Below are 20068 nucleotides of genomic sequence, written 5' to 3'. Positions count from 1 at the left end.
GAGAGGTTGATACCGAATTTATGAGACGACTTTGGGCAGAGCACATCACTGAAAAATTCAATCGTTTGATATACAGCAGTTCATTCAAACAGAGAATTCGCTTATCCATCATAACTATGATAACGCTTGCAATTGGGGCGGTAGGCCTGACAACCTACTGGATTGCATCCAAAGAGCTCCAGAAGAATGCATTTGAGACTAGTCAAGAAACCGTAAACAAAACCACTCAGATACTGGATGATAAATTAACGGGGATCTCCAACTCCATTCGTTCACTGACTTTTAGCTATGCCTTCAAAGATATGATGCTGGATGTACAGAGTAATGATATCTCCAATTACTATGTGCATTTGTCAGAGCTCCAATATGTGTTTTCACAGGTTTATTTCAACGAACCTCTAATCGAAAGTATACTTATTGCCACGCCCATTGGAGATTTTTATCCTATTTCACAAAGACGTTCTCAGACACAATCCTTTTATGAATCCAGTATGTATTTCGATATGATTGAGAATTATGGAGGAAAGTGGATAAAAGGGCATTCTGATAAGTTTTTTTCTGGTAATAAGCGTGCTATTTCATTTGTTACAAAGGGAACTCAAGAGAATGTCCCCAATACAAATGTATACATTGTCGTGAATGTAAATGAGAGTGGACTAATAGGACTGGTTAACAAACATTCTTCGAATGATGACAGCGACTATTTTGTAATCGATGCCAATGGCGAGGAAGTCATCCGAACTTCATGGTCATCCAGCCATAATCTAATGAAAGATAAACCTTTCTTGTACAATGTATCTGAGAGTAATATGGGCTCTTTCTTTCATAATTTTGATGAAACGGATTACCTAGTCAATTACACAAGATCAACAGTTGTCAAAGATTGGAGCTTATTCGGTATTCAACAGAAGGATAAACTGCTTGAACAAATGAACGGTGTAAAGCGCACAACCCTTTATATAATGCTTTTCTTTCTGCTGTTCACTAGCCTTTTATCCAATAAACTGACGGCGCTGTTGCTAAATCCTCTATACAAGCTTCAACGACTTATGCGCGAGGTAGAGAATAACCGCCTGAATGTTCGCTTTGCCAGCCGTTCGTCCGATGAAGTAGCTCAGGTCGGTTTTCAATTCAATCGCATGTTGGATGAAATCAACAGACTCATTGATGATGTAAGGTTGAGCGAATCCGGAAAACGTAAGGCCGAGATGAGAGCTTTAACTGCGCAAATGGAACCACACTTTTTGTATAACACTCTTAATACGATTTACTGCAAATCCGTTCTAGGGGAAAATGAGGAAGTCAATGAGATGATTCTCTCCTTGTCCCAGATGTTTCAGCTTGGCTTGAGTGGGGGGAAGGATTGGAACACGCTGCAGGATGAATTGTTGCACGCACAGCAGTATTGTTTAATTCAACAAAGATGCTATGAAGGACTGTTTGTGTTTGAAGTTACTGTACTTGATAAATCTGTGCTGAACAGCCTTTTGCCAAAGATTCTCTTGCAGCCAATTGTGGAAAATAGCATTCAACACGGCTTTAAGGACATTACTTTCGGAGGTCAGATTCATATACAGGTGGACAGACAAAACAATTGGGTTCATTTGATTATTGAGGATAACGGTGCAGGCATGGATGCGGCTATGGTAAGTCAAGCGATGTTGAAACCGCCTGTCTCCAAGAAGGGTTATGCTCTGAACAATATCGTGAATCGGCTCAACCTATTTTATGGAGAAGAAGCACGAATCGAACTTCACAGCAGTCCTGGCAAGGGATCGAGAACTGACATTTGGATTCCGATTAGAGAAGGAGAAGTTGAATCATGATAGAAGAACTCCAACGGATTAAATTATGCATCATTGATGATATTCGAAGTGTAGTCGATATGATTTCTCAGAAGCCGCCCTGGGAAGATCATCACATTGAAGTGGTTGGTACGGCACTCGATGGGGAGGAAGGCATTCGCCTAATCCAAGAGACCAAACCGGATATTGTTCTTACAGACATACGGATGCCCAAAAAGGATGGGCTGGCCATGACGCAAGAAATTCTCGTAAACGCTCCTTTTACGAAAATTGTCATTCTCAGCGCGTATACCGATTTCTCATTTACGAGACAAGCGATTCGATTAGGCGCATTTGATTTCGTAAAGAAACCATTCTCTATAGATGAAATCATTCAGGTCGTGTTGAAAGCAAAGGCAGCAATCGAAGAAGAATGGCGGGAGCAGAGCAAGGCGATAGAACTGAAGCAACATGTAAGAAAAAGCTTACCTGTATTGCAGCAGGAGTATTTGTCCTTGCTAGTTCATCATAGGACGAATGCTGTCGTAGCCTTTCAAAAATGGCAAACACTCGGCATTCAACTTGCTCCTCAGAATTTCAATCTTTTTATTGTGGAGCTAGACCGTTTTATGGACAAATATAAAGCACAACCCTCAAGGGAAGTGGAATTGATCAGATTCAGCCTTCGAAATATTTTGGAGGAAACTATCGCAGCTTTTAGCAGTGGTGTTGTTTTTAGTGAAGCGTTAAATCGGTTCATCTGTCTGATCAATTGTGAAGATATGAGAATCGCAGAGCAGATTTCTGAAGCATGCAGATTAAATATTTATCAATTCACGAACTCTACCATCTCCATCGGTATTGGTAGTTGTGTAACATCTATCGATGAATTACCGGATTCATATCAACTAGCCTTAAGTGCTCTGGCCTATCATTTTTATACAGATGGTAATGGTGTTAACAGTTATTCAAGTACATCCGATGATGAGAAAACCTTGCTTCATTATACTGCGTCCACGGAGCAGGAGTTTTTAATGGCTTTGCGCTCGGGCAATCGAGAAAAATGCCGACTTATTCTGGAGCAGATCTTTAATGATTTATTGCAGCGAGATCCTCTTCCCAAACCGCAACAAGTCGAAAACCTTTGTTATGAGCTGTCATCCAAGATATGTCGAGTCATGTTAGAACAATTTCCGCCTGATCGGGTGAAGAACCTTGAGAAGCAGTGGAACCATGTAAAGCGCACAGGTGTGGTTACATTTCAGATTATGCGGGATACGGTAAAAGAAATTTGTCTTGAAGCGTGTTCGTGGATTGAGCACGAGCGTTCGGATGAAACGACCAAGTTGATCTATCAGGCGAAGGATTATATATGTGCCAACTTGCATTTAAATTTATCACTTGATTTATGTGCAAAGCAGTTCAATTTAAGTCCCGGATATTTTTCGAATCTGTTCAAAAAAGTGCTAAATATTTCATTTCAGCGATTCGTAATCCATCAAAGAATGGAAAAAGCTAAAGAAATGCTAATCAATGATTATCAGGTACAGGAGATCGCTAGGGAATTGGGGTATGAGCATCGACGTTATTTTAGCGAAATTTTCAAGAAGCATACCAATATGACACCATCCGAATTCAAATTATATAGTACAGGGAAGATCAGTCCGCCTGTGGATCTGGCCTATGATCAATCATAACTCGAAAGATAGCCTTGTTTCCGAAAGTTTCGGATGCAGGGCTAGTTTTTTAATGACAGATTCATAAGAAAACCTGCCCTTGATGTGTGGTTTACCGCATTATGTAAACGATTACAAGAAACTATAATGAAGAAGAAAGAGAATAACAGATAAAAAGGGGAGGTAATACGAATGAAATTAAACAAGAAATTTCTTATGTCTGCACTGTGTATCGTGCTCACGGGAAGCCTAGCGGCTTGCAGTAGCCCTAAGTCCACAGATAAAGGAGCAAGCGCAGTTGCTAAAACCAAGATCACCTACTGGACTGGAGACCGCCATGATTCTGAGTTCGTGAAAGAAACGATCGATAAATTCAATGAAACCAATAAGGATAACATCGAAGTGGAACTGGTTATCAAGGGAGATGATTTCGATCAAGCGCTGGATATGTCTTTTCAGACCTCGGAACCACCGGATGTCATTCGTGTTAAAGAAAACACCATACAGACCTTCTATAAAAAAGGATTCCTAGCTCCAATTGACGAGTTTCTCACAGATAAAATGAAAGATACATTTCCTGTCATGGAGGATCTGAACAGCTTCGATGGAAAACGCTATAGCTTGCCGAACTATGGGACAACGATGCGTCTGATTTACAACAAAGAGCTTTTCGCCAAAGCAGGTATTGAACAACCTCCGACTACACTGAATGAGTTGGTTGAGGCAGCCAAGAAAATTACGCAAGTGGGTAAATCAAACGGAGCCTACGGTTTCGCACAGAATTTTAAAAATCCTTCCAGTGCCTTGGGCCGATCTGCCCGTGTTATTGCAGAAGTAAGTGGTTACGGCGGATATGGTTATGATTTTAAGACAGCTCGATATGACTATAGTGGCTTTAAACCCATCATGGAAGCATTTAAGCAAATCAAGGATGACGGAAGTATGTTGCCCGGTGTCGAATCGCTTGATATCGACCCATTGCGCGCCCAATTCGCTGAAGGGAAAATCGGGATGTACTTATCCTTTTCTGCTGAAGCGGGAGTCTACCAATCTCAATTTCCAGCTAAAATTGATTGGGCTGCAGCACCTGCACCATCCATTGACGGAAATTTCAATGGTGCTTCTGGGTTCTTAGGGGGCCAATGGTTGGCAATAAGTTCAGAGACCGAAAATAAGGAAGCAGCCTGGAAGTTCCTGGAGTATATGTATAATGAATCTGTTCTTCAACAATATCAAGAGAAAGGCTTTGGCATATCCATGGTCCCTTCAGTAAGTACTGTTGCAGCGAAACCGGAAGTTAAAGGCATAGAAGGTTTCCTGCCGAACAAATACGACGGTGTCTGGCCGGTCTACCCTACAGTGCCGGTACACGGTATGAAATCTGACGATGCCTTCGTCAAGTACATTCTAAGCGGAGGTAATCTGGATACCATTATCAACGATTTGAATACTCGTTATAACGCTGCTTTGGATACAGCAATTGCGAGTGGAGAAGCGAAGGCCGAGCCTATTGCAGATTTCGATCCAGCGGAACTTGCAGGAAAATACGTAAAATAAAATAGAGGTGTTTAAAAAGGGTGGGGCACGCTCCATCCTTTCATTAAATCTTACAGAGATTGCAAGGAGTTGAGAGGATATGAATAAAGCAAAGAATCTAGCTTTTTCATACAGCTTTCTTTTGCCAAGCTATATTCTTACCATTGTTCTGGGCATCTACCCGATTATGTGGGCCATGAGATATATGTTCTACGATTACAAAGGGTTTGGGACTGCACGATTTGTAGGACTGGCAAATCTAGAACGCGTAATGACAGATCATCAGTTTTGGGATTCAGTATCCAACACGTTCGTTTATGCTGGAGGCAAGCTCCTGCTATCGATACCGCTCGCTCTGATATTGGCCGTTATCCTGAATTGGAAAATTAAAGGGAGAAATCTGCTGAGAGCTATTATATTTATGCCTACGATCATTAGTACAGCGGTTATGGCGGTCGTATTTTTCACCATTTTCAACTCGTATAATGGCATCCTCAATCAGTTCCTTCTGAAATATAAATTGATCGGCAGTGCTATAGATTGGCTGGGCGTTGATTATGCCATGCTGACGATCATCCTCGTTGCTGTATGGGGGGCGGTAGGCAATTATATGCTTTTGTTTCTAGCAGGGCTCCAAAATATTCCCGAAGATGTGTACGAGAGTTCTGCTCTGGATGGGGCAAACAAATTCCAACAATTTCGTTACATTACCATTCCAATGCTGGGCCCTGTCATGCAAATGATCATTATGCTAGCCATCATTAATGCGCTAAAAGGTTATGAGAGTATTATGGTGATGACTGATGGCGGGCCAATTGGAAAAACCAATGTCATGTTCTTATATGTATATAAATTATTTTTCCCGCCTGCGGGTTCCACGGCATCTACACAAATTCAAGAATTTGGCTATGGTAGTGCTGTCGCTTTTGTCACAGCTGTTATTGTTGGCATCATCACGATACTTTACTTTTATGGATCAAAACGGATGAGTCATAACGAATAAGGGAGGAACGTTCATGAGAATTGCATGGAATACCGTACTGTGGGCGTTTCTGTTAATAGTAGCATTTCTAACGCTGTTTCCTATAATTATCACTCTGCTCGGTTCCTTTAAAACGAATGCCGAACTTACTGCCGGAGCGACTTTTCTGCCAGCTATTTGGCAGTTCACCAACTATATCGAAGCGTGGAAACAGGCGAATTTTTCAACATACACACTAAATAGTGTATTTGTTGCCGTCGCGTCAACCATAGGAACATTAATTGTCTCGTCCATGGCAGCCTATGTCGTGAACAGAATGGACTTTATTGGCAAAAAACTATACGTCAGCATCCAGGCATTTACTATGTTTGTAGCGATCGGAGCAGTCGTTCTTCGACCTCAATTCGAGCTGATGATTAAACTTCATCTGCATAATACGCTGTGGGGCGTAATTCTGATTCTGATCAGCACACATGCTTCGGCATTCTTTATCCTGCTCAGCTTCATGAACGGAATTCCTAAAGAGCTTGATGAGGCTGCACGCATTGATGGGTGCTCTCCGGGCAGAACATTCTGGAGAATCATTATTCCGCTGCTTACGCCTGGGCTAGGAGTGTGTGCCTTGTTTGCCTTCCGGGGAGCGTGGAACGAATACCTGATTCCATTTGTGTTTACGCTCAGTAAACCCGAACTGCAGACATTGACCGTCGGACTAGCCAATTTGAAGTACGGAATCGCCGCTGCTTCACAGACACACTTCATGATGGCGGGGGCGTGTCTGTCCATTCTCCCGATCCTTATTGCTTATATTTTTGCTAACAAATCCTTTATGCAAATGACTGCGGGCTCCTTAAAGGGCTAGTGGTATTCTTAACATCATCAGGAGGAATGGAAATGAATTCACCTTATATCGGAAAACTCGCATCAAGTTCTGTAATTAAACGTTATCTGAATAACCCGATTCTAGATGCTTCTCGCGTCCCATATCCCACTGCACTTGTGTTCAATGCAGGCGTAACGAAATTCAATGGGAAATATGTGATGGTTTTTCGAAACGACTATGGGTCTTTGGAGCAGCAGACGATTGAGGCTCATCATACAACAGATCTTGGTGTTGCCTTCAGCGATGACGGAATTCATTGGGAGGTGCAACCGAAGCCGTGTTTTAAGCTACATGACCAAGAAATTATCCGTGCCTATGACCCAAGGCTTACCGTAATTGACGGACGCTGCTATATGTGTTTTGCCGTAGACACACAGCATGGCATCCGCGGTGGTGTGGCCGTTACCGACGATTTTGAAGAGTTTGATATTTTGAGCTTGTCGACACCGGATTTGCGAAATATGGTACTATTTCCGGAGAAAATTGGCGGGAAATTTATGAGGCTTGAACGGCCTTTCACAGTCTACAGCCGCGGGGGAGTCGACCGATTTGACATGTGGATTTCAGAATCCCCGGATTTGAGGTACTGGGGAAATTCTGACTTGCTGCTTGCTGTTGAAGATGTACCATTTGCCAATGATAAGATCGGCCCTGCAGCTCCCCCCATCAAGACAGAGCAGGGATGGCTTACTACATTTCATGCCGTTGATATTGACCCTACAAGAGGCAAGAACGGATGGGAAACGTCGTGGCAGAAACGGTATACAGCAGGCTTAATGTTGCTTGATTTGGAGAATCCCAAAAAAATAATCGGCATGTATCAGAATCCGCTGCTGACTCCAGAAGCTAGCTATGAGATTGAAGGAGGATTCCGTAACAATGTCATCTTCCCAGGCGGAATGGTACTCGAAGATGATGGTGAGGTTAAGATTTATTATGGTGCAGCAGACACGATTGAATGTCTCGCAACAGCCCATATTGATGATTTGATCCAGTTATGTCTGAAGGGTTAACAGGAGGGAATAAGACAATGACCATATGGGATCTCCTACAACATCCTCCTGCTGATTATCGTACGGTGCCATTTTGGTCCTGGAATGACGATCTAGATCACAATGAACTCGTACGGCAGATCGAAGAAATGCATAGTGCGGGAATCGGTGGTTTTTTTATACATGCCAGGGGAGGCCTTACTGTTCCTTACATGGGCAAAGAGTGGATGGAGGCTATACAGATCTGCATCAAGAAAAGTCAGGAACTTGGTATGGAAACATGGCTCTATGATGAAAATGGCTGGCCTAGTGGTTTTGCTGACGGAAAGGTGCCTGCACTTGGAGTGGCTTATCAACAGAAGCGGTTAGCTTATGAATGGGCTCCTTTTAATCGGGGGAATAGAGTGACAATTGCCTCCTATGTCCAGTCTGAGGAAGAATTGCATCTGCTTACTACTGGCGACACACGCAAACCTGACTTTCGAGTATATTACGAGTTGAATCCTTATTATATCGACACGTTAAGCAAAAAGGCTGTAGCTGCGTTCATTGATTCCACCTATAATGCTTACTGGGCGGAGTTCGGTGAACAATTCGGCTCTGTATTGAAAGGAATATTCACGGATGAACCGCAGTTTGGACGCGGAGATCTTCCGTGGTCGTTAGAACTCGAAGATGCCTTTCAGAACCAGCACGGGTATTCGCTACGTAAGGTACTTCCAGCTCTGTTCTTGGAAACGAAGGACTGCCGCAGGGTCAGGTATGATTATTGGTCATGTGTCACCACCTTGTTTACTGAGTCCTACGCCAAGCAAATTGGAGAGTGGTGCGAGCAAAGGGGATGGTTAGCTACGGGTCATGTTGTAGACGAGCAAACCCTTATGAGTCAAGCGACTTCAGTGGGCGATCCACTGCTCTTCTATGAATATTTGCAAATCCCCGGTTGTGACTGGCTTGGACGTTCTGTGAGTGAAGAGCCGGTTGTTCCTAAGCAAGTTAGCTCCGTTGTTCGCCAGTTGGGCAAAAAGCAAGCCATCACGGAGAGTTACGGCTGTTCCGGTTGGAATGTCAGCTTTCAGGATTTAAAGCGGATCGGGGAATGGCAATTTGTTCATGGAATGAATCTAATGTGTCAACACTTGCAAGCTTATACGCTGAGGGGACTTCGTAAACGGGATTATCCACCATCTTTGTTTTATCAGCAGCCTTGGTGGAGGTACTATTATCACTTTAATGATTACTTTGCCCGTTTGTCCATGCTCCTTGTTGAAGGAGTACGGCAAGCTGAGGTATTACTGCTTCATCCCATTCGAACAGCTTGGGTGGAACTGGAGGGTTCTAACTCATCACAGGTTGAGCAATATCATGAATCATTTGCACAGCTTTCTCGCTGGTTGTGCCAATCGTTTATCGAGCATGATTATGGAAGCGAGGGAATTATTGAACGTCATGGCAGAGTAGAGGGGAATCTTTTTGTTGTAGGAGAGATAGGTTACCGAGTTGTTGTCGTTCCACCGAGTGTGACCTTAAGCGAGATGACGGTGAAATTGCTCCATCAGTTTGTATTTCATGGAGGAAGCTTAGTTGTATTGGAACCCGTTCCGTTCCTCATCAATGGACAACCGGGTGAAGAAATCCGTCGTTTAGTGAATGGTGCAGTAAAACCCGATTGGAATCGCAACGCCTTGGTAGAATCTGTTTCCAGAACCGTTTCTCCATCGATCGCTATCGTTGACAGGGAAGGACTACCTATCGTATCGGACATGGTCAATATCCAGACGCTTAAGTCAGAAGATTCCTATCTCTATTACCTGGTGAATTCCGGAGAAAAGTGTTATCCAGATGTAGAGGTGACTCTCCCTCGAAGGGGTATACTGTCCCTAATTGATTTGGAGAGTGGTGATATCAGGCCACTTAACTATACCAGGGTAGGTAACGGCGTCAAATTGAACATGACTCTGTATCCTACCCAATCCTATGTTATCAAACTAGTTCCGACGAAAGGTCAACTGGAAACGGATGAGGTAACTCTACTCCAAACAGACAATTCAGCTAGGTTCATTCAGGAACTAAGTGAGTTATGGGAAATTGACCATATCGATCACAATAGCTTGACGATGGACACTTGCAGGTACAGGCTGGAGAATGGTGATTGGTCGGAACCTAAGCCTATTATTTTTATTCAACAAGAACTGCTTCAGATAGGATATCCTGTTCAAGTCGAATTGGAATTCGAATTTCAGATCGCCTTTGATCCTGCGCTCGTGCGGGAAATGCATCTGGTGATGGAAAATCCAGAGAAAGCGCAAATTCTTATTAATGACAGTAAGATAGCATCTCATAGCTGTGATTGGTGGAGAGATGTATCCTTCAAGAAAATTGATCTAAGTGGGTTCCTTCAGCATGGTCGAAATACCATCAGGTTAACATTGGATTTTTGGAATTCTGCTGAAACGTATGCAGCTATTGAACGTGCTCGAAGTTTTGAGTCTGAGGGGAATAAGCTGAAATTCGATACGGAACTTGAAAGCGTGTATCTAGTTGGACATTTTGCAGTGAAATCGGAATCTCCTTATAAAAATGGCGAGCATGGTGTTATATATACAGATGGTCCATTTATACTTGAAGAACTCCCTCATCAATATTCCTTGATAACTGATCTAGGTTGTCAGGGATTACCGTTCTTTGCAGGCAGTATTCAACTTGTGCAGAAGGTTGCAATACATTTTGAAGACAGTGTTTCACGGGTATGGCAATTCGGCTCACATCCGAATGCGATTGTCACAAGATTATCAATTAACGGACAAGAAGTTCGTACCTTTTTATGGGAACCCTATGAAGCAGATATTTCAGAATATCTCCAACAAGGAGAGAATCTGATTGAGCTGGAGCTGACCAGCAGTTGTAGAAACTTGCTTGGACCTCATCATCATGTGAAAGGTGAACCAATGAAGGTTGGCCCAGACAGTTTTAAAAATAGAGTCGGTTGGACGGATAGAGACCTAGACCCAGATATCAATTTGTATCAATCTCATTATGCTTTTGTTCGCTTTGGACTAAGTACATTACCACGGATAGTTATGATGACTTGAAAGAGCAAGAAGATACGTGGTCAGTTTGATCTTTATAAAAGGACATATGGTGTTAATTAATGATTCCCTTTCAGGGCAGATGCTCACATAATTAATGTGTGAAATCTGCCCTTTTTGTGGAGTTACCCTCATTATTCGATTTATAGATGCAGTTTATAATGATTGTGCTGGGAGAAATTGCATGCCGGCGGGATTGTAATTTCAGTCCAACTTAATTTGAAAGGGCTTTCAAAAAAATTAAAGGAGGCAAATGTGATGACAATGTTTAGAAAATTTTTATGCTCTACTCTGGGGGTGATGCTAGTTGCTACCATTTTTACACTTACCTCGAACGCCCAATCTGGAGTAGAAAATGCGGAAGAAACTCACTTGGCACCAGCAACGATTCGCACTTATCAACCATCAGTGCGCTATACTAACTCGGCTAATTATACGCTAAAAGCAAACGGGGTCGTTGTGCCAGTTGTCAAAGGATTTAGTGATTACGACTATGCTCATTTTTCCATGTCGGAAGGGCCTGCTACGTATGAATTAACGATTTTAAATACCGATAAAGTACATGAATATTCTATAAGTCCAAAGAAGCTCGGTATACAAGCTGAAAAGATAGAGGGAAGGACGATAACCTTCACAACACAATCTGACGAATACCTGATCGTGACAATGAATAATCGCCAAACACGCATGGTTATCGCTGCAGATCCGATGGAGAAGGATGTTCCCGCCTCAAACGGAGAAGGCATTTTTAATGTTACATCCGCTCCATATCATGTGGTGTCCTCAGGCACACCAGCAACCGGAGTAAGCACGAGAACGGCTTCCATTCAGCAAGCAATTAATGATGCCAGCCAATACGGAACCCTTCAAGGAGGCGGTAAACAGGGCATTGTCTATGTACCGGCCGGAACTTATTATATTGGTAATCTGGTATTAAAAAGTAATACTGCTGTCTACATGGAGCCTGGAGCAACGTTCATCGGTACAGGAAAGACAGTGGATTATACGGAGCACTGGTTTAAGGATTCCATGGGAAGGCCGGCTACCTGGTGGATCTCAACTGCATTTCAATCCGAAAATATTCGGATATATGGACGGGGTACGATTGATGGCAACGGGCAAGCCTTGCACGATGATAAGACTAGCAATGGTAAAGGAATGATCAATAATCTGGTTGTTCCCATTGCCACTTCCAATTTTGTCATGGATGGTATCCTTATACGGGAATCATCTGGCTGGGCCGTTGTTACGGTGCGCTCTAACGATCTGACCTTCACAAATTTGAAATTGTTCAATAGTCTGGGAATGGGCGAGAATGACGGCATTGATATTTGCGAATCCCAGGATGTAGTTGTACAAAATGCGATCGGTATTTCCTTGGATGATCCATTTTCTACGAAAGCCTGGAAAGCGGACACAGACATCGCTTCAGGTAAAGTTCCTTGGCCGGGGAATCCAGAACCGGTTCAAAACGTGTTATTCAAGGATACGATAGCGTGGACGTTATGTTATGGTTATAAGATTGGTCAAGGAGTTATGCAAGATCAATCTAATATTGTATTCAGAAACGGAGTCGTTTACAAAGCCGCAGTGGGCTTCGCTATTCATCATAAATATGGGACCGGAATCGTTAGTGATGTGAGGTTTGAATCAATGGATGTCGAGGACATCAGTGGAAGTAACGAAGACAATAGTGCCTGGATGACCCTGTTCACGGTTAATGGTGGCAACCATGGAGTGGGACCCATTCGAGGAGTCACAGTAAAAGATATTACGGTCCGTGACGCAGGGGAAAGCTTTGCCAAGATTAAAGGATTGGAAGGAGCCATGATTACTGATCTGACGTTTGAGAACGTCTACATGCCTGGTAGCAACACTCCTGCTCGTACGCTACAAGAGATGAATTTCCTAAATAAAGAGCATTACAGCGGAGTTACGATTAAGCCGGTTCAGAATACTGAGCCGCTTCCCTTAATTAATTTGGCGCTCCATCGCCCAGCGGTAGCTTCATCCAATGATGGAATTGAGAACACCGCACCGTATGTGACCGATGGAAACTTAACAACCCGCTTTGGTTCAAAGCGCGGGGTGGACCCAGGCTGGATTTATGTGGATCTCGGAGAAACTAAAAAGATCAATGAAGTCAGGTTGTACTGGGAAGCCGCGTACGGTAAAAGTTATCGCATACAGGTAGCCGATGCTCCAAACCAGGAGGCAAATTGGAGCGACGTTTATAGCACCACTAACGGCAAAGGTGGTTTAGAGAGGATTACTTTTAACGAAGTGGAAGCACGTTATGTTCGTATGTACGGGACTGTCCGAGCTACGATCTATGGGTATTCAATTTGGGAATTTGAGGTATACGGACCGACGCAATAACTCCTTCGAGTAGGATAGGACTAGAATGTCATTACTACGCTTTGGCCGTCTCCCGGAGTCTACCGGGGGACGGTTGTTTAGTTTCTTCTGAAGTAGATTCTGACCTAAGTATCATGACTATTTTGCTATAATGCTGGAATAGAGCCCTGTCCCTGGTGGGCAAGCTGGATGAAGGAGGAAAAACAAGATGAGGACTAATTGGATAAATCTGCAACTGAGTAATCACCAGCCGGAGAGGGTGCAACGATGAGACCAACCCTGAAACCCCGCCTCGGTGTCCGCTTCAAAATGATCGGTATCTCGCTAATTGGACTACTTATACCAGCATTAGCCTTCGTGTTATTCGTACCCTCTTATTATAACAAGAATATGACCCATGATATAAATTTCGCCACGCAGGCTACGATTTCATCTGCGCTCATTAACCTGAACACGTACATCGAGGATCTGGAGCGACTCGTCGTGGTGCCTTATCTGAATGATTCCATTATGGATGCTTTTAACACTTTTCGGAAGATTGACAGCGGAAAGACGGTATCTCTCTTAGAGCAGCTGCAAGCCACAAGAACGATGAACACGACCCTGCCCAATTACACACAGAATTTGCGTAAGGATATAACAGGGACGCTAGTGTGCTTCATTCCAAAGACCGTGTTCGCCGTGTACACCAACAATAGTGGGCTGGTCAGCGACTATCCCTTTACGGAACAGACCTGGTACAAACAAGCGTTAGCAGCCGAAGGCAAGACGGTATTCATCAGCTCGCATAAGCAGGACTATCTGACAGATCCGGCCGCAGATAAAGTTTTTTCTATAGTGAAGTTGGTCAAGGATCTGGATACAAGACAGCCAATCGCCGTTGTTAAGGCGGATGCGGATACTCGGGTGCTGTCTGTCATACTGGATAAAATCAAACTGAATGTGTCTTCGATTATGTCCGTTATCGACGAGCAAGGCAATGTGATCTATTCCAACAAACCGTTATCGGACACGATGCTAAAAGAACTCCGCAACAAAAGCAATTCCTCCAAAATTGATGATCACGGCGAGGTGTACAGTGTAACAACCCAGCATATTGAGAAGACGGATTGGAACATGGTGGCTATGGTCTCTGAGACGGAATATATCAACAGAATTAATGTTATGCAGGCCACAGTTACAGGGGTGTATGTTCTAGTCTCGATTTTCTCTGTACTTCTGGTGGCGCTTCTGTCACAACGTATGATGAAGCCCCTGCGAAAAATGGTGAATGTGATGGCCAAGGTAGAGACCGGCAATTTCAATGTACGTGTCCCAGTGAGAGGAAGAGATGAGATAGCCATCCTTGGCAGCTCCTTCAACTTGATGCTCAGCGAAGTGAACAACCTGTTGAATCGTGAATATAGGGCAGTTCTGAGCAAGCAATCCGCAGAGTATAAGGCGCTGCAATCCCAGATTGAACCTCATTTTCTATACAACACGCTCAATACAATGATTGGCATCAACCGTCTGGGCGACAGCAAGGTGCTGGAGCAAGCAATCCTGTCACTGACTGGTATGATGCGTTATATGACAGAGCAGGCCGATTGGACAACCCTGAACGAAGAATTCCAGATGCTGAATCAATACTGCTATCTACAGAAGCTCAGATTCCAGAATCGGCTGGAATACACCATCCAACTGGACCCAGAAGCGGAACCAATGAAAATCCCGAAACTGCTGATTCAGCCATTGGTGGAGAATGCGATTGTGCACGGTATTGAGCCGCTTGGCGAAACGGGTCAACTGACGGTCTTGGGGAGTATAGAAACTGTGCATTTCCAGCGCTGTGTGGTCATTGTCATCGAGGATTCTGGCACCGGTCTGGAGCAGACCGAAGGTTCAAAATGGATGGGTGTGGGATTGACCAATGTGAAGAACAGACTTCAATATGCCTATAAGAAAGCCGATTTAAATATTCAGAGCAGGGTGAACGTGGGCACCCGAATTACAATAACCATTCCACTGGAGGATGATAACGATGAAGATCGTCATAGCTGATGATGAGTACTACGTTCGGATCGGGCTGGTAAAAATGCTGGAAGAAATTTTGACGGAGGAGTACTCCATTATTGAGGTGGAGAATGGTCACCAGGTACTGGACAAGATTCGGGAGATTCAGCCGAATGTGGTGTTCCTGGATATCAAGATGCCGCGGATGAGCGGTCTTGAAGCATTTCAACAGGCCTATGGTCTGTCTCCGGAGACGCAATGGATTGTGATCAGCGGTTATGCTGATTTTGAATATGCCAGAAAAGCGCTACAGCTTGGCGCGGTAGATTATTTGCTCAAGCCCGTCTCCCCGGAGCAACTGGAGCTGATTACGGCTGATATTAGGAAGCGAATGCTGGCACAGACCGAGGTTCGCTGCAGCACGTTCAAGCAGAATTTGACGGCTGTATTTAACCGCACGCTGAGCCTCAGAACGCTGCCGGAGGGACATGAGCTGAAGCAACTGAGCTATGTGCCTATCCTTTTTGCACTGGACAGGTATGTGGAGAAGGGGCAACATTCCGAGGAACTTACCGGCTGGTATACGGAGATGGAGAACGCAGTCCAGCAATTGAATAATCGGAGCCTGCGCGCTGCGCTGGTCGTTGTACCCGGAGGTACGGTGGGAATCATGCTTGGCTGGGACCGGGAAGATGAACATACGGAGCAGTGGGTGATGCAGAGCGCTTATGGCAAAATCAATAAGGTGCTGGGACGCTTGAGTGGTGGTAGTCTGGGATTCTATGCCTTGGCAGGCGAACCTTGCGCCGGATTGCAAGAACTGGAGGCCCATATCGCTATTATTGAAGCTGCTTTGCTGATAAAGGCTTTGCTGGCTCGCAATGATCTAATCCGCTGGAAGGAGCTATCCGGGCTGGTGGGCACGCTATCCAAGGAAGCGAGGGAATGGTCTAGAGCGCTGGTGGAGCTTGCTGACACTTATAGGAAAAAGGATTACTACCGGTATGTCATGCTTAGCCGAGGGATCGGGAGCTTCTTGGATAAAGGGTACGACAGCCTGCCGATTCAGGCCAGAAATCATGCCGGATCTTTTCTCAACAATGCGTTGTCTACAGGCACAGACCCCCGTGAAAAGTCGCTACCTGATGCTGCAGCTTGGAGACAACTGCTCGAACGTGGAGAGAAGGAACTGCTCCGTGATACCGAAGGCAGTACGGATATGATTGATCGTGTCGTCGAATACATTGAGCGGAATTATGCCGAAGATATAGGCGTGGCGGGGGTAGCAGAGATTTTCAGTATCACGCCCAATTATCTCAGCTCACTTTTCCATAAAAAAACAGGCAGCACCTTCGTCAAATATGTGACCCACCTGCGTATTGCTAAGGCCAAAGAACTGCTGGCTGGACATGACCTTCAGGTGCAGGAGGTAGCGGCAGCAGTGGGCTTTAACAGTCCCAAACATTTTGCCAAGCTGTTCAAAGAGCATAGTGGAAGTTACCCTTCGGAGTTTAGGGCGGAGCTTCGAGCGAAGTGAGCCCTCCGATATTATAGAAATTTGCACCTGGAGTGTAGATTGGCTATCTGCACATTCAGTTGCGGCTGCCCTAGAATTGAATTAAGCCTTACAAATACAAATGCAGAAGGGGAAATCAGACAGATGGCAAAAGGAAAAAGATTGAAAAGAATGTTAGCGGTTTCAATGATGCTGACGATGGCTGCCGCACTGTTTACCGGCTGTTCCAGCTCCAACTCCAGCAAGGAATCTGGAGGCTCCAGTAAGGAAGATACCATTACTTTATCCGTATGGACCCAGCGTAGTGGTGAAGGTGCAGCCGCTCTGGAGAAAGTATCGAGACAATTCGAAGCCGAGAATCCGGGCATCAAAATTGATTTCAATGCCCCGGGTAAGGAATATGAGAACATCCTGAAGATCAAGATGTCATCGGATGAGATGCCGGATATCTGGTCAACACATGGCTGGGCCATTGGCAAGTACAGCGACCAACTGGCCGATCTCTCGAATGAGGAATGGGTACCCCGCTTAATTCCTTCCCTGAAAGAGCAGGTAACGGATGCGGATGGCCGGGTGCTGTCTATGACGATTGATTCTGACACTTCTGCAATCGCTTACAATGTGGATCTGTTTGAGAAATACAATCTTCAAGTGCCGAAGACGGTAGATGAGCTGCTGGCATTGTGTGAGAAGGTTAAAACCGAGAGTGGTGGTAAAGTAGTTCCGATCCATATTGGCGGTGGCGACGGCTGGCCGATCGGCCAGGCTGTAGATTTTTTCTCCAGCACACTGCTTACGACAGACAGCAACAATAACTACGGCGAAGAATTGAAGAACGGCACGTTCGATTGGAATCACTATAAGCCGCTTGGCGAGCTGTTCCAGACTATGAAAGCCAAGGGTTATGTCAACGTGGATATTCTTACGGCCAAGAATGACGATACTGCCAAAGCCATTGCTAACAATGAGGCGCTTATTGCTATCACCGGATTTGGAATCAAGGATTCCGCAGTGAAATACAATCCCAATGTGAAAATCGGATTCTTCCCAATTCCGACCTTCTCCGATAAGGATGAGCCTGTATTGGTTGGTGGAGAGACTGATGCCTGGGGGATCTCGAAGAACACGAAGCATATGGAAGCTGCTAAGAAATACATCGCGTATTTTGCCAAGCCAGAGATCAACAAGCAGCTCTGTGAAGAAGCGAATATCCGCTCGGCCTTTACCGATGTCAATGTGGACTTGGGAGAGATGACGCCTTATTACGAAGCTTCCAAAAATGCGAGAATTGTGCCTTACTTTGACCGGGCCTTCCTGCCAAGTGGAATGTGGGATGCTATCTCCAAATACGGTCAAATGCTGTTCACCGGGTCGTACTCCGTGGATCAATTTGCCAAGGACATGAACGATAGCTATACCCGGTTGCTCGATAAATAAGGTTTGATGGATAACGTACCTTCATAAGTTCCCTCTTTGGGACTGATGAAGGTATCTTCATTTCAGGCCAAAGATAAGCAATACAGATAGGAGGAGTAAAGCCGAATGAACACCTTCAAAAAGATAAGACATTCCCAGTCAAGCATCAACGTAATGTACATTCCTGCACTGATCTTTTTCTTTGTTTTTATTGCCTACCCGTTCATTCAGGGCATTATGATCTCATTTACTGACTGGAACGGTTACTCTGAAGCACGGAATTTTATTGGGTGGAAAAATTACGCCCGCCTGTTTGCGGATAAAGATATGGGGCTTGTCATTTTCAATACCTTTTTATATGGAATTCTGAGTACCGTCTTCCAGAACTTATTCGGGCTGCTGTATGCACTGTTTGTAGATATGAAATTCCGTCTGCGGGGCGTTGTCCGTACGATCGTGTATTTGCCCGTTATTGTCTCACCGCTCATTATGGGATACATCTTGTACTATTTCTTCCAATATAACGGCGGAACGATGAATGAAGTGATTTCCTGGTTCGGCATAGAGCCGAAGAACTGGCTTAATCAATGGAGCAGCTCTGTAACCAGCATCATTATTGTGAATACGTTCCAGTTCATTGGACCGGCGATGATTATCTATCTGACTGGACTCCAGTCGATATCTTCCGATTACTATGAAGCGGCCGATCTGGATGGTGCCTCTGCTTTTGCTAAGTTCAGATCGATTACCCTGCCGCTGCTTATGCCAGCCATCACCATTAATGTCGTGTACAATCTTATCGGCGGTCTCAAGTTGTTCGATATTATCATGGCTTTGACGAATGGCGGACCTGGATATACAACTTCGTCCCTGTCCACATTCATGTACTCCGTCTACTCGGGGCAGCAGGATGCAGGCTATGCCACAACGGTCGGAAACTTTATGTTCGTCATTATCGGTGTCGTCGGTCTGCTTGTGCTGGGTAATCTGCGGAAACGGGAGGTCGAATATTGATGAAGCGGAATAATACCGTCAAGAAAATCTTCATTGCCGTTGTCAGTCTAATCATATGCCTGATTCCGCTGATCCCTTTCTATATGATGATCAACATCTCACTGAAGGATGTAACCGACTACAAGTCGACGATCAGCATTCCGAAAGAGTTTGTATTTGCGAACTTTGTGGATGCTTGGAAAAGCGCGGGTCTCGGCACAGCTTTCATGAACAATATTATTATTACGGTCTTTACGTTACTACTTGTTATCTTGGTCTCTTCCATGGCCTCATACCCGCTGTCGAGAAACAAGTCTAAACTGAATAAAGCGATCTATACCACCTTTATCGCTTGTATGATCATTCCTTCGCTGACGCTGATTGTGCCACTGTATATGATTTTGATCAAAATGCATGCGCTGAACACGCTATGGGGAGCGATTCTGGTTCAGACTGCCTTCTCACTGCCGATGTCCATCTTTCTTTATACGGGCTTTATCAGTTCGATCCCCAAAGAACTGGATGAAGCCGGTTATATTGACGGTGCGAGCCGAATCGGTATTTTCTTCAAGCTGATTCTGCCGCTGCTGAAGCCGATTACGGCGTCAGTGGTAATTCTACAAGGGGTGGGTATCTGGAACGAGTACGGCATGTCGCTCTATATTTTGCAGAACAAGGATGTGCAGAATCTTACGGTGGCTTTGTCCAGATTCGTTGGGCAGTACCAATCGCAGATGAACTGGGTGGCGGCGGGTTGTTTAATGTCGGCGGCACCTATGATTGTGTTATTTCTGATTTTCCAGAAACAATTTATTAAAGGCATCTCATCGGGTGCTGTGAAAGGGTGAGGA

The 20068-nt window shown here is 44.6% G+C and carries 13 protein-coding genes; all 13 read left to right on the top strand.

From position 1 onward, the window contains the following. Nucleotides 1-302 precede the first annotated feature (302 nt). The 13 genes from BUA17_RS07185 (at nt 303) to BUA17_RS07125 (ending at nt 20065) form a co-directional block, all read left to right on the top strand. Nucleotides 303-1826 carry a sensor histidine kinase gene (locus BUA17_RS07185; protein WP_083584660.1) on the top strand — a complete coding sequence of 508 codons (1524 nt, stop codon included), beginning with the start codon at nt 303-305 and terminating at the stop codon, nt 1824-1826. Beyond that, complete coding sequence (locus tag BUA17_RS07180; RefSeq protein WP_072733069.1) at nt 1823-3481, top strand: response regulator; 1659 nt, start codon at nt 1823-1825, stop codon at nt 3479-3481. The genes BUA17_RS07185 and BUA17_RS07180 overlap by 4 nt, the downstream gene beginning before the upstream one ends. A 171-nt stretch (nt 3482-3652) precedes the next feature. Then, nucleotides 3653-5017 (top strand): ABC transporter substrate-binding protein, encoded by a 1365-nt coding sequence (locus tag BUA17_RS07175; protein WP_072733067.1) that lies wholly within the window; start codon nt 3653-3655, stop codon nt 5015-5017. Nucleotides 5018-5096: 79 nt separating this feature from the next. After that, nucleotides 5097-5999, top strand: coding sequence for a carbohydrate ABC transporter permease (locus tag BUA17_RS07170; RefSeq protein ID WP_063563752.1), 903 nt, complete (start codon nt 5097-5099; stop codon nt 5997-5999). A gap of 13 nt (nt 6000-6012) precedes the next feature. Then, nucleotides 6013-6840 carry a carbohydrate ABC transporter permease gene (locus BUA17_RS07165; RefSeq protein ID WP_063563753.1) on the top strand — a complete coding sequence of 276 codons (828 nt, stop codon included), beginning with the start codon at nt 6013-6015 and terminating at the stop codon, nt 6838-6840. Nucleotides 6841-6872: 32 nt separating this feature from the next. After that, entirely contained in the window at nt 6873-7874 is a 1002-nt protein-coding gene (locus BUA17_RS07160; RefSeq protein ID WP_072733066.1) for a glycoside hydrolase family 130 protein, read from the top strand. A 17-nt stretch (nt 7875-7891) separates the two neighbouring features. Further along, nucleotides 7892-10945 (top strand): glycosyl hydrolase, encoded by a 3054-nt coding sequence (locus tag BUA17_RS07155; RefSeq protein WP_072733065.1) that lies wholly within the window; start codon nt 7892-7894, stop codon nt 10943-10945. A 255-nt stretch (nt 10946-11200) separates the two neighbouring features. Next, nucleotides 11201-13321: a galactose-binding domain-containing protein gene (locus BUA17_RS07150; protein WP_244552089.1), complete on the top strand. Its 2121-nt coding sequence runs from the start codon at nt 11201-11203 to the stop codon at nt 13319-13321. Between the two features lie 246 nt (nt 13322-13567). Continuing rightward, a complete protein-coding gene (locus BUA17_RS07145; RefSeq protein ID WP_072733064.1) occupies nt 13568-15340 on the top strand; it encodes a cache domain-containing sensor histidine kinase in 1773 nt (590 codons plus the stop codon). Beyond that, nucleotides 15321-16829, top strand: a complete 1509-nt coding sequence (locus BUA17_RS07140) for a response regulator transcription factor (protein WP_072733063.1) — start codon at nt 15321-15323, stop codon at nt 16827-16829. Before BUA17_RS07145 ends, BUA17_RS07140 begins: the two co-directional genes overlap by 20 nt. 123 nt (nt 16830-16952) lie before the next feature. Further along, nucleotides 16953-18245: an ABC transporter substrate-binding protein gene (locus BUA17_RS07135; protein WP_063563758.1), complete on the top strand. Its 1293-nt coding sequence runs from the start codon at nt 16953-16955 to the stop codon at nt 18243-18245. Between the two features lie 105 nt (nt 18246-18350). Continuing rightward, nucleotides 18351-19238, top strand: coding sequence for a carbohydrate ABC transporter permease (locus tag BUA17_RS07130; RefSeq protein ID WP_063563759.1), 888 nt, complete (start codon nt 18351-18353; stop codon nt 19236-19238). Next, nucleotides 19238-20065 carry a carbohydrate ABC transporter permease gene (locus BUA17_RS07125; RefSeq protein WP_063563760.1) on the top strand — a complete coding sequence of 276 codons (828 nt, stop codon included), beginning with the start codon at nt 19238-19240 and terminating at the stop codon, nt 20063-20065. The genes BUA17_RS07130 and BUA17_RS07125 overlap by 1 nt, the downstream gene beginning before the upstream one ends. The last annotated feature ends 3 nt before the right edge of the window (nt 20066-20068 follow it).

It is taken from the genome of Paenibacillus sp. ov031, from assembly GCF_900143165.1.
In the GTDB taxonomy this organism is placed as follows: domain Bacteria; phylum Bacillota; class Bacilli; order Paenibacillales; family Paenibacillaceae; genus Paenibacillus; species Paenibacillus marchantiae.
The sequence above is the reverse complement of the archived record's forward strand: the minus strand, read 5'-3'. Positions and strand labels throughout refer to the sequence as shown.

What these genes read in the sequence shown, in the direction of transcription:
- BUA17_RS07185 (WP_083584660.1), top strand. Translation starts at nt 303, where the DNA reads ATGATGCTGGATGTACAGAGTAATGATATCTCCAATTACTATGTGCAT.
- BUA17_RS07180 (WP_072733069.1), top strand. Translation starts at nt 1,823, where the DNA reads ATGATAGAAGAACTCCAACGGATTAAATTATGCATCATTGATGATATT.
- BUA17_RS07155 (WP_072733065.1), top strand. Translation starts at nt 7,892, where the DNA reads ATGACCATATGGGATCTCCTACAACATCCTCCTGCTGATTATCGTACG.
- BUA17_RS07160 (WP_072733066.1), top strand. Translation starts at nt 6,873, where the DNA reads ATGAATTCACCTTATATCGGAAAACTCGCATCAAGTTCTGTAATTAAA.
- BUA17_RS07175 (WP_072733067.1), top strand. Translation starts at nt 3,653, where the DNA reads ATGAAATTAAACAAGAAATTTCTTATGTCTGCACTGTGTATCGTGCTC.
- BUA17_RS07130 (WP_063563759.1), top strand. Translation starts at nt 18,351, where the DNA reads ATGAACACCTTCAAAAAGATAAGACATTCCCAGTCAAGCATCAACGTA.
- BUA17_RS07170 (WP_063563752.1), top strand. Translation starts at nt 5,097, where the DNA reads ATGAATAAAGCAAAGAATCTAGCTTTTTCATACAGCTTTCTTTTGCCA.
- BUA17_RS07135 (WP_063563758.1), top strand. Translation starts at nt 16,953, where the DNA reads ATGGCAAAAGGAAAAAGATTGAAAAGAATGTTAGCGGTTTCAATGATG.
- BUA17_RS07150 (WP_244552089.1), top strand. Translation starts at nt 11,201, where the DNA reads ATGACAATGTTTAGAAAATTTTTATGCTCTACTCTGGGGGTGATGCTA.
- BUA17_RS07145 (WP_072733064.1), top strand. Translation starts at nt 13,568, where the DNA reads ATGAGACCAACCCTGAAACCCCGCCTCGGTGTCCGCTTCAAAATGATC.
- BUA17_RS07165 (WP_063563753.1), top strand. Translation starts at nt 6,013, where the DNA reads ATGAGAATTGCATGGAATACCGTACTGTGGGCGTTTCTGTTAATAGTA.
- BUA17_RS07125 (WP_063563760.1), top strand. Translation starts at nt 19,238, where the DNA reads ATGAAGCGGAATAATACCGTCAAGAAAATCTTCATTGCCGTTGTCAGT.
- BUA17_RS07140 (WP_072733063.1), top strand. Translation starts at nt 15,321, where the DNA reads ATGAAGATCGTCATAGCTGATGATGAGTACTACGTTCGGATCGGGCTG.